Genomic DNA, 10,060 nt, shown 5'->3' with positions numbered 1-10,060 from the left:
ATCCGCCGCCCCGGACGGTGGCGGCGGATTCGCCGACTATGCACTCGTTTCGCTTCACTGTCTGCGGATTTACCTCGATTCATCGTACCGCATGACGATCGACCTGCTCAAAGAGATGCCACAAATAATCGGGGAGATCGGCCTCAACGCGGCCGATCTCCCCGCGCCGTCTACGTTGTGTAAGGCGTTCGACCGGATCAGTATGAGCGTCTGCCGAGTGCTTCTGCGCCAGTCTGCGCAGCTGCACGATCTCTCTGAACACGCCGCGATCGACGCCACGTTCTACGACCGCTCACCAGCGAGCCGCCACTACTGCCAGCGAATCAGCTACCGCGTTCAAAAGCTGAAAGTCACAAAACTCGTCGATACAGCGTCTCAAGCCGTCCTTGACGTTCACTGCTCAACGAATCGGGAAGGAAGCGACGCAGACCTTGCTGAGCAGATCGCCCGCCGGAACGCGGGCGATCTGCGGTCTCTTGCGGCCGATAAAGGCTATGACAAGCAATCGCTTCGTGAAGGATTACGCGACCTCGGGATCAGACCGCTGATCAAGCACCGTATCTTCGCTCCGTACGACCACGCACACAACGCCAGAATCGACGATAACCGCTACAATCAGCGCTCTATGACCGAAACCGTGAACTCGGCTGTGAAGCGCTCGCTCGGCTTCGCCGTGCGAGCGCGCTCATGGTTCCGTGAGTTCCGCGAAATCGCGCTGATGTGTGTCGTCTATAACATCAAACGCTTCGTCAAACAGTGAATCTCCACGCCTTACAGCGATTCAACACAGCCGTCTGGATCGACAAGTAAAGCGTATATCTCGCCACCGGAAGCGCGTCTGTCCGAGTGCGGAGTTACTCGCTGTCCAAGTTTGAAAGCCGTGTTCGGATTTCTTCCGCATCTGCCTCAGAGAGTGCTTCAAGCCCAAATTGTACAAGAAGCGGGTAGAAATGTCGGTTCTTCTTGAACTCGTCTTGGCCTGCCTTGCGGAGCTTTAGCTGGGATTCAAGGTAGGTGTCCTCCATCTCGTTGAGGACATCGTCGGGAATGTAGATCGTCCGCCCGTTCCATTCGTCCTTGATGTTCGTCTTCGTTTTGCTCGTTTCGTTCGTTTCTTTCGTTGAAGTCGATTCAGTCGTTTCGGTCGATGAACTGGTTTCCACCGTTTCACTCACCTCACTCGTTTCGCTGGAATCGCCCTCGTCATCCCCATCTTCGTAGTTCCCCTCGATACCGGAGGCATCGCCCCAGCCGTCGCTCATGCTTCCACCTCCTCAGGAGCGGTCTTCTCAAACGTCTCGTCGAACAAATCGGCGAGTTCGTTGAACAGGTCGCGTGCATCCTCGACGCGCTGGTTCTCTTTACCGAAGCCGAAGACGGACACCCCTTCGCCAATCGACTGGGAGAGGTCGGTCCGCTTTGGGATCTCGAAGACCGGGAGCGAGTACGCCGATTCAATCTCCTCGATAGTATCTCGGTGCTCGCTGTTCTGCTCGACACGGTTACAGACAATTGCGATCCGATTGATGTCTCCGTACGCTTGTTCAAGGGAGCTCAGCTGCTTTGCGAAAATCTGGAGGCTGTTGGCGTTGAGCTTCTCGGGAATGACGGGGATGACGACGTTGCCAGTCGCGACCAAGGCGTTGTCGGTGAGGACGTTCAGGGATGGCGGCGTGTCGACGATGATGTAGTCGTAGTCCTTGTCGAGTTCGTCGAGAGTCATCTCCAACCGCTCGCGACTCTTCGGCGCCTCAAGCAACGTCTGGATGTTTTTGTTGTTCGCGAGTTTCTCGCTGGCGGGGAGGATGTCGAATTCCTCGTGCTCGACGATGATGTCGTTCACCGACTCCATCTGATCGAAGTCGAGGACGTCGAACAGCGTTGTACGGTCGGTGTCGTAGTACAGATCGTTGTAGCCAAGTGAGCAGGTGAGCCCCCCGTGGTAGTCGATATCGACCAGGAGGACGTCGTGGCCTCGGGCGGCGAGTGCGCCGCCAGTATGAATGACATCGGTTGTCTTCCCAGCGCCTCCCTTCTGATTCGCCACCGTGATTCGTGCGGTATTGGTGTCGGTCATTATCCTCGTTTCTCTCGTTGTGTTCGTTTCGTTCGTTTTGGTCGTTTAGTTCGGTGCGTTCAGTGAGGGTGTTTCACTCGGTGAAAGGATTACGACGGTATTAAAACCAACTGTTCGTTTCACTCGTTGAATGGAATGTATTCATTATCATCGCATCATTCGTTTCGTTCGTTTTATTCGTTACGCCCACCGAGCGTCCCCTATTCTAGTCGATTCGGCTTGTTCCGATAAATTCGTTCATTACGCAAAACACGCTCGTTGCGTTGATTTCGTTCGTTCTATTCGTTTCTGGATGACTGCCACTCAGAGCTCGTCCAGATCTACCGCCAGGTACGCATCCTGAGTGCGCGGGCGAAGTGGGGACTCGATGAGGACGTCATCACCGGCAACCAGCTCTACCGGATTGCCGACGCGGCCGCCGGCGACGCCCGCCTCGCAATCGGCATCCTTCGAACGTCCGCCGGCAAGGCTGATCGCGAGAATCACGAGCGCACCACCGACGACATTCTCCTAGATGCCGCCGAGGATGCTCGGGCCCAAATCAAGCAGAAGAGCCTCGATTCACTCACGCCGCACCAGCGCGTCGTCTACGACATCATTCGCGAGCATAGCCCGTCGGACCGGGCGAGATCCACGAGCGTTATTCCGAAGAGGTCGATGACCCACGACGAAACGGACTATCCGCACGTACCTCTCGAAGATGGAGCAGTACAACCTCCTCGAGGCGGAAGGGACGAGTCTGCTTTGTTGAATCCGATGACGGCGTGGGGATCACTGTTTGAGAGCCTGTTCGAGGTTGTAGACTGCGGCGGTCAACACAAGTTCGCGGAACTCGCGATACCACGCGCGAGGGTGGACAGCGGGGCCGAATCGACGCTTGATGGCCGAAAAGGCGGTCTCGGCTATCCAGCGCTGGCCGTATAATTCGCTGTCCAACCGAGCGTTGTGTGCGTGATCGTACGCAGCAAACAGCCGGTGACGCAACAAGGGCCGGACGCCCTCTGAACGGAGGGCGTCCCGGAGGGATTGGTCGTCATAGCCCTTGTCGCCGGCGAGACTCTCAATTTTGTCGGTATTGCGAAGGGCGACGGCCAGTTTGGGGGTCGTGAGGCCAGTGGGCCGAGCAGTGAATATCGAGGATGGCACACGAGTTTGTATCGACGAGTGCCGTCGTTTTGAGCGTGCGTATGTAGCGATCCGAGCGGTGTTGGTAGTGTCTCGATGCCGTTTCTCGGTCGAAGAACGTGGCATCGATGGCCCCATGCGAGCCCGGATCGCAGATGGTTGCGGACTCACGAAGGAAGCTGCGCCACACTGACATGGGAACCCTCTCAAACGAACGGTACAGCGTTGAGGGTGCGGGAAATGCCGTCCGCGCCAGCTGTAACAGACCACGAACGCGATCCATCTCACTCGCCCAATCGACGATCTCGCGGTACGTCGCATCCATGTGAACCCGCAAAAAGTGGAGCGTAACATGCTTCCACCCGGGAAATCCGTTGCCAGTCGGATCACTCACCGCCGTTGGACTGGCTGCACAGCGCTTTTGAGCCAGCGACGCGGCTTGCTTAACGAAGCGGAAGAGTAGGTTGGTCACATTCGACTCTTCCGCTTCGCTTCCACCTTCAGAGCGACGCTATCCCGCCGCCTTCTGCGGATTCAACAGAGCAAACTGGTCTAGATGATGCCGCCGATGACAAGTAGTCCGACGACGAGCAGCAGCGTCGCGACCACGCTCCCCCCAGCCAGTAACTTGTTCTCCATCGCCTTCTCATGAAGTGGCATATAAGCGTACTCTTCGCGGAACTCCTCGAGATTCTGTTCGTCGTAGAAGTACTTCGTCTTCAGCGCGAACCGTTCCGTCACCGCGCAACCCGTACAGACCGGCTCGCCTTCCAGCCGCTCCGTTCTGGTGTGGCTGGTGCAAGCGATAGCCCCACAGTTCGGGCAGTAGGTGTACGTCTCGTCGACGCCGCTCGTCTCGCAGTGGACGCACCGGTGAATCCCGTCCTCTGTAGTGACCCGTGAAGAGCCAGCAGCATAGTATTCGTACGGATACGAATACTCCAGAATCCCTGTCGTCTGGCGAACCTCAGGTAGATACACCGGCTCAATCGATTGCACTGAGATATCCGAGAGATTCGGCTCACACGTCTTGTTGTACGTGACGTTGTTGTCGCCAGTGTAGGAGACAGTCGTGGTGTGGTGCTGCTGGAGCCGCTCGACGGCCCACTCCTTGTAATCGGTCTGGGTCTGCCCGAATCGGCCCTCCTCGACGTCGTCGAACACCTCCCCAAACTGTTCCGAGTCAAGTTCGATCCTCGTATGGAAGTTCTCGGTGACCAGTGCCGCAACATCTTCGTTGACGACCTGTGGGTGGCCGCGTTCAGCGTGAACCACGAACTGCGTCCGATCGTTGATCCGGTGGATGACGCCGACGGACGTCTCGAAGACAGCGTTCGTGTCGGCGGTAACCGCGACCACCGGTCGGAACGTCACTGCCGAATGCGGTATCGGGACGTCGGCGGCCTCGATGTTCTCGATATCCCGGAACGCTTCCTGGACGGGCGCGTCGACATCAGCTGCCAGGTCGTAGGGACGGAGGGTCTCGTCGCAGAGAATCTCGATGCGACCGTTGTAGAGGTCGAGGCCGATCTCGTCGGCTATCTCTCGAAGGTCCTCACCACCGAGCAACTCGATTGGATGTGGGTCGTCGTTTTGTTGGAGACGATCGGCGTACTCCTGGGCGGGACTCGTGAACCGGCCCGTCGTAACGACCATGCCCCGCTTCGGGCCATCGAAATCGAACGTCGCGATCGCCGAGTGGAGCTTCTGGACGACTGGTCGCCCAACCGTCCCCGTGTGTTTACACTCGACGACGATCGCGCGCCGCGTGCCGTCGACGACCTCCTCCATGATGACATCCCGCCCCTCGTCGGCTGTCTTCTCAGCCTGCCGGACGTTCTCGTAGCCGAGGTTGCGGAAGACATCCTCTATGACATCCTCGAACTCGAATCCCGAGAGCTCGTCTAGAACAGCCATTCGAGAGATACGGGTACTATTTTTCGATGCCCCAATTCGTTTGCGTCGACTGCTGTGATGGACTCAGTCACGACTCGGTATTCTGACGAGGTACTGCCGCGCCATGGTCGCTCTCGAATCCGATGTCATCCGAGATTTCCGGGAAAATCACGTCGAAGTAGGGATCGTATTCCTGCCCAACCGCGAGCGCAGGCTTCAGCGCGAGGATGACACTGATCGCTTCCCCAGTTGCGATGCCAAGTGGATCAGCGGCCATTCGCTGGGTGATCTGACCAGCATAATGGAGTCCGGCCTGTCGGACAGCAGCAGCGAGTTTGCCAACACCGTGTCGCTCAACGAAGTATGAGACTTCTTCATCGACTTCCTGGAGTGCAACGGCGTGGAGGATCGTCGGCGTCACAACAATACCATCAGTAGTGATGCGAACCGGATTTGCGGTCACTTCTACTGGTCTATCTCCCGCCAACGTGACGATTCCGAGTGCCTCAAGCGTTTCTACGTGATCGTAGACGGTGGTCTTTGGGATATCCAGTGCCGCCTTGATCTCTGGGCGGGTGACCGGCCCGTAATAGCAGGTGTACACATAGACACGCGCCAGTTCTGGATGATCCAATAACCGCCCGACGGTTGCGAGCTGATTGATCCCCGTTTCGAGATCATGTGGGGGTGTCTCCGTGACGGGGTGGGGAGTCATACTCGCTAGTACGAAATCTTTGAACTTTAAACTAGCTCTAGTGAACGAGTTCGCCCAGAGAGCCTCCGAATTACCCATCACCGTGAAGAATCATACTACGGACGGTGTCAAATTCATCTGTTTGATAGACTGCGATACCATCGTGAATAATTTCTTGGAGCTCCTCAGCGTACGTCGGGATTCCTTGGAGAGACTCAACATCAATATCGAACGCATATCGATCCCCGCCAAACGTGTCTTCCTCAAGCGACTGCCTGATGTGGTTCGCCTGTCGTTGATTGCTCGGTCGGTCTTCACGAACCAACACCCAGATATCAATATCGCTGCGACGGTCAGCCTCACCGCGAGCAACGCTTCCATACAGAACGACAGCGAGAACGTCATCAAGTTTAGTACGGAGTTGGTCAGTCGCATCCTGTACCGGCGCGTGAAACTCCGACTGGGGAATTCCGAGGAATGGATGGTCTGGGATGGTGAGCCGGTCACGGTTGATCTGGACAAGTCGGCGGGGTCCGTCGTGTTCTTCGATAACGAGATCATTCCTAGAAAGTGTATCAACCGTCTTGGTGATCGTCGGTCGCGTGTAACCAATTGCGTCAGCAAGGTCTGTCATCGAAAACGATTCATCGTGATGTCGAGATAAAAAGAGAAGAATATCACCTGTCGCATCGCCACTGAGTAAACGGTCATCTTGGAGTGGTAGGTCGATGGATATCTGGATACCGTCAGTAAGGGTACCGTTCGTATCTGTTTTCATTGTAAAGTATTCCTTGGCGTTGCTACTTTAACCTAATTTCTAAATGAGTTCTCACTAATTCTGAGTTGTGTGGCGTCCAGGGCGAGAAATACCTCTGAATCCATGTAAAATCAAAAATTTGTCACATGTCAATTTCGTATTCGGCCGCCAGCTTCTGGAACTCGTCCCACTTGAGGAGACGATCGTCCTGGATCTCGCCGTGGGTTTCGAGGTAGCGGAGCAAGGCGTTGATTTCGTCTTCGAGGTCGTACTTCGCAGATCGCGTTCGGAGGTCGTCCTCGTCAACGTCGACGTGGCTGAGCAGGAGGAGACAGTACGAACGGTAGCGGCTACCGTTGTCGATCAAGAGAGTGTGACAACACAGCTCCGCCGGCGAGACTGCGTCGAGTTCCTCGGAGTAGACGTAGTAGCGGTGGCCGGTGAGCAGGAACTGGAGATCAAACATCGCGAACCGAGGGAGGCCGGTTTCGTGGAATCCGTCTGCGTCTATCTCCGTCTCAGTTTGAGCGAGGAATTCGTCATAGTCCTCCCAGAGAATCGTGCCCTTCGGGGCGACGGCTTCGAGGCGCTGGCGATGTAGATGGTGTGTGAGTTCACGGGCGAACTCGTGGAGGCGGTCGAAGTCAGCGTTGAACTCATAGTGGCCGTCGGCCGTCCCGACGAACCCACGGTCGCGAAACCGCTTGAGGACCCGGTTGACTGTGTTGCGGTAGTTGTCGCTCCGGTCGGCGATCTCGGAAACAGTTCGCGGCTGGTCGAGGTAGTACAGCACCTCGAGTGCCTTGCCGGTCAGTAGCTCGGGGAAGTCAATGTGGGAGTGCTGACGGACGAGGTCCTGGTAGATCTCGACGGCGCGGGCATCCGATGGGACGACTCGTTTTCGTCGGCCGTCGCGTTCGGTATAGACGAGCCCTTTCTCGACGAGGTCGGCGACGGCACGAGAGAGGTAGCTCTCGCTATGGTCGAGCTTCGTCGCGAGCTCGGAGATCGTATCGTCGCGGGCGACCGTGGCGAGGACCTTGAGTTCGATGCGCCGAAGCACAGTATAACATAGTACAAAACTAATTTATAAACAAGTTTCGAGTAATGTTACATCCAGCGAGCACGGGAGCCGTCTCCATCGTCTTAACCAACAAAACTATGGATTCGTGGGTCGTGTTGGTTAACACGAGAGTAGCCGATGTCCTACGAACCCCCGACCCCACCGGCGAACCTCCCGACGGAGATCGTCAACACGCTCAACGAGTCGGAGCCGGAGCAGCTTCGAGACATTGCGACGTACGCTGAAGCGCTCGCCGAGCACAAGGAACGAGAGGCCCGTCTCGAGGAGTCGGCAGATCAAGAGGAGGCCGAAGAGCAACCAGACGAACTCCCAGACGACGTCCCTGCCAAAGCGACGATCACGATCAAGGATATCAACGACAATCGCTACTACTACTGGCAGTGGCGGGATGGAGATCAAGTCAAATCCAAGTATAAGTCACCAGTCAATCCTGACGAGTAGAGCAGATGGCTAGCCCGATCTTGCGGCGTACACACCCCGTGTGCGAAATGAAATTCTTAGAGATATCTCGTTGGCGCCCCCCGTGTGCGAAATGATTCTACCCTCAACCGGGGTAGACCCCGTGTGAGAGATGAATCAGTTGACGAGTTGTGCGGGGACACCCCGTGTGCGAAATGAAATTATGAGTACGAATGTCAGACACACTTAGAATATATAATATTTCTTCTGGCAGAATCACACCCCGTGTGCGAAATGAATCAAATAGCAGCGACTGTGTCGCTCCGAGTTACTTTCCCTCAAAGAAGTCGTCTATCTGTGCGTTGACAACTGACTTGATAAGATCACCTTCGTTATCTGCTTCCTCGATCCGGATATCTGCTCGAAGGGTTTCAGCAACCACGCCAGGATTGTCAACGAACGTGTACTCTTTGTGAACGCCACTCCCGTAGCCACGTCCCCGCTTTTCTGATGTGACAAAATTGTATGTCTCTGCCTCACTCATATAGCGGAGATAGGAGTCGCGCGATTTTGTATCGGCATCAAGTAAGTCAGTAAGATACTGATACACACGGTACGCGACTGTGCTGGGAACGGCGTTCAGGTTGCGTTGTGAGTAGACAGGGACGATTGCAGTAGCGTAAAGCGAGAGCTTCTTTTGGGTCGACAGACCCTGCATTTGAGTCAATGTCCGATCCCGTTCCGCTTCTTTCTGGGCATCGCGAACGTGTCCTTCATCAACCGTATCTTCGTTCTCTCGGTCCGCAATTTCGCCTGCTTTCCGGAATAGATCGATCGCTTTCCGCGCGTCGCCGTGATCCTGTGCCGCAAACGCTGAGCTAAGTGGAATAATACCGTCTTCAAGGACATCCTCCCGATACGCATCACGACGTCGTCGTAGAATAGATTGTAGTTGGTCCGCATCATAGTCTGAGAAGACGACGTCTTGCGGATTGAACGAGCTCTCAGCCCGGCCGTCAAGATTCTCCATGAATCGGGGATCGTTCGTGAGCGCAGCAACGGACACGTGCCCCTCGATTTGACCGAGTTGTGATGCCCGAGAGAGTTGATAAAGCAGCTTTGAGTAAGCTGGTTCCTCGTTCGGATCCCGCTGTCGTCCCACCAGGAGGTCAATCTCATCCAAAATGATAATGACCGAGTCGAAATTGTTACTCAGGATCTCATAGAATCGGCTGAGTTTCTGGTCTGTCGAGACGCCACTCTGCGGGACACCGACTTCGACGTCGGCTTCATTAGCGGCGTTTTCTACAAGACGATAGACGGCCCTATCGTGCGATTTGATTGTCTGACAGTTGATCTTAATAACGCCAAAACGGTCATCTTGGGCGTTCGCGAGTTCAAGAACCTGCTGACAGACCGCATTGATGATGAGTGACTTCCCCGTCCCCGATGGGCCGTAGAGAAGCATATTGGGCGGGCGGTTCCCCTGTAATGCCGGTCGGAGATAGGTGATGATGTCGTCCAGCTGGTCATCACGACCGACGATCCGGTCCTCGTCGATGACGGCATCCGGGTCAAGAAGACCCTTATCTCGAAAAACCGAATTCTGAACGCCCTCTTGGAGGCGACCTTTGATAGATTGTGAGAGGGACTGTTGATCGTCGCCGTCAGCCATATTTGCGCAGTTAGGTCGAAACTATAAATAAATATGGGTACCGTGTGCGAGATTAAATTTGCTGAATTCTACCGATACAGACTGTTTCTCGATGGGTAGACGAAATAATTCCGTAACCACGGGCGAAATCAATTGATCGTAGTGACCCCCCGTGTGCGATATGAAATGTCGATCAGGCCATCGAACAGCTGTCGATGTCGAGGCAAGACAGAAGAATTCAGCGGGTACTCCCCGTGTGCGAGATGAAACACTGGACGGTACGTGTTTAGCCCGAACTGATTTCGCTGCTATCTCATAGAAGGCGCACAACTTAGCCTGTATGAACTGGCAGCAGAGGTTCGTGATGATTCTCA

Annotated in this window: 9 protein-coding genes and 2 pseudogenes; 3 read left to right on the top strand and 8 right to left on the bottom strand. The window is 55.4% G+C overall.

The features are described 5' to 3' along the window. On the top strand, positions 1-760 hold a 760-nt coding region (locus ESO89_RS17810; protein WP_128906746.1), incomplete at its 5' end, for an IS5 family transposase. A 94-nt stretch (positions 761-854) separates the two neighbouring features. On the opposite strand, the gene ESO89_RS17805 is transcribed toward ESO89_RS17810, so the two are convergent. Both ESO89_RS17805 and ESO89_RS17800 read right to left on the bottom strand, forming a co-directional pair. Continuing rightward, the gene (locus tag ESO89_RS17805; RefSeq protein ID WP_128906745.1) at positions 855-1,262 is read right to left on the bottom strand and encodes a hypothetical protein; all 408 of its coding nucleotides are present in this window, start codon (positions 1,260-1,262) and stop codon (positions 855-857) included. Beyond that, the gene (locus tag ESO89_RS17800; protein WP_128906744.1) at positions 1,259-2,077 is read right to left on the bottom strand and encodes a ParA family protein; all 819 of its coding nucleotides are present in this window, start codon (positions 2,075-2,077) and stop codon (positions 1,259-1,261) included. The genes ESO89_RS17805 and ESO89_RS17800 overlap by 4 nt, the downstream gene beginning before the upstream one ends. Positions 2,078-2,410: 333 nt before the next feature. On the opposite strand from ESO89_RS17800, the pseudogene ESO89_RS17795 reads away from it, so the two are divergent. Beyond that, positions 2,411-2,828 (top strand): annotated as a pseudogene (locus ESO89_RS17795) (AAA family ATPase); the annotation flags it as partial. A gap of 20 nt (positions 2,829-2,848) precedes the next feature. On the opposite strand, the pseudogene ESO89_RS17790 reads toward ESO89_RS17795, so the two are convergent. The 5 genes and pseudogenes from ESO89_RS17790 to ESO89_RS17770 all read right to left on the bottom strand — a co-directional run bounded on the left by ESO89_RS17790 (position 2,849) and on the right by ESO89_RS17770 (position 7,612). After that, positions 2,849-3,674: pseudogene (locus ESO89_RS17790) on the bottom strand (IS5 family transposase). An 80-nt stretch (positions 3,675-3,754) separates the two neighbouring features. Beyond that, positions 3,755-5,119 carry a restriction endonuclease gene (locus ESO89_RS17785; protein ID WP_128906743.1) on the bottom strand — a complete coding sequence of 455 codons (1,365 nt, stop codon included), beginning with the start codon at positions 5,117-5,119 and terminating at the stop codon, positions 3,755-3,757. Positions 5,120-5,186: 67 nt separating this feature from the next. After that, positions 5,187-5,813, bottom strand: a complete 627-nt coding sequence (locus ESO89_RS17780) for a winged helix-turn-helix domain-containing protein (RefSeq protein ID WP_128906742.1) — start codon at positions 5,811-5,813, stop codon at positions 5,187-5,189. Between the two features lie 70 nt (positions 5,814-5,883). Continuing rightward, positions 5,884-6,570, bottom strand: coding sequence for a nucleotidyltransferase domain-containing protein (locus tag ESO89_RS17775; RefSeq protein WP_128906741.1), 687 nt, complete (start codon positions 6,568-6,570; stop codon positions 5,884-5,886). A 121-nt stretch (positions 6,571-6,691) separates the two neighbouring features. Then, positions 6,692-7,612, bottom strand: coding sequence for a MarR family transcriptional regulator (locus ESO89_RS17770; RefSeq protein ID WP_128906740.1), 921 nt, complete (start codon positions 7,610-7,612; stop codon positions 6,692-6,694). 138 nt (positions 7,613-7,750) lie between these two features. Between ESO89_RS17770 and ESO89_RS17765 the strand changes: the two genes are divergently transcribed. Then, positions 7,751-8,074, top strand: coding sequence for a hypothetical protein (locus tag ESO89_RS17765; protein WP_128906739.1), 324 nt, complete (start codon positions 7,751-7,753; stop codon positions 8,072-8,074). 286 nt (positions 8,075-8,360) lie between these two features. Here the strand turns inward: ESO89_RS17765 and ESO89_RS17760 are convergent, their stop codons facing one another. Next, complete coding sequence (locus tag ESO89_RS17760) at positions 8,361-9,707, bottom strand: orc1/cdc6 family replication initiation protein (RefSeq protein WP_007344290.1); 1,347 nt, start codon at positions 9,705-9,707, stop codon at positions 8,361-8,363. Between the last annotated feature and the right edge of the window lie 353 nt (positions 9,708-10,060).

This window comes from Halorubrum amylolyticum (assembly GCF_004114995.1).
GTDB classification, from domain to species: Archaea; Halobacteriota; Halobacteria; order Halobacteriales; family Haloferacaceae; genus Halorubrum; species Halorubrum amylolyticum.
The sequence above is the reverse complement of the archived record's forward strand: the minus strand, read 5'-3'. Positions and strand labels throughout refer to the sequence as shown.

Coding starts and splice junctions, on each gene's coding strand:
- ESO89_RS17760 (WP_007344290.1), bottom strand. CDS start 9,707: ATGGCTGACGGCGACGATCAACAGTCCCTCTCACAATCTATCAAAGGT.
- ESO89_RS17780 (WP_128906742.1), bottom strand. CDS start 5,813: ATGACTCCCCACCCCGTCACGGAGACACCCCCACATGATCTCGAAACG.
- ESO89_RS17785 (WP_128906743.1), bottom strand. CDS start 5,119: ATGGCTGTTCTAGACGAGCTCTCGGGATTCGAGTTCGAGGATGTCATA.
- ESO89_RS17800 (WP_128906744.1), bottom strand. CDS start 2,077: ATGACCGACACCAATACCGCACGAATCACGGTGGCGAATCAGAAGGGA.
- ESO89_RS17805 (WP_128906745.1), bottom strand. CDS start 1,262: ATGAGCGACGGCTGGGGCGATGCCTCCGGTATCGAGGGGAACTACGAA.
- ESO89_RS17775 (WP_128906741.1), bottom strand. CDS start 6,570: ATGAAAACAGATACGAACGGTACCCTTACTGACGGTATCCAGATATCC.
- ESO89_RS17765 (WP_128906739.1), top strand. CDS start 7,751: ATGTCCTACGAACCCCCGACCCCACCGGCGAACCTCCCGACGGAGATC.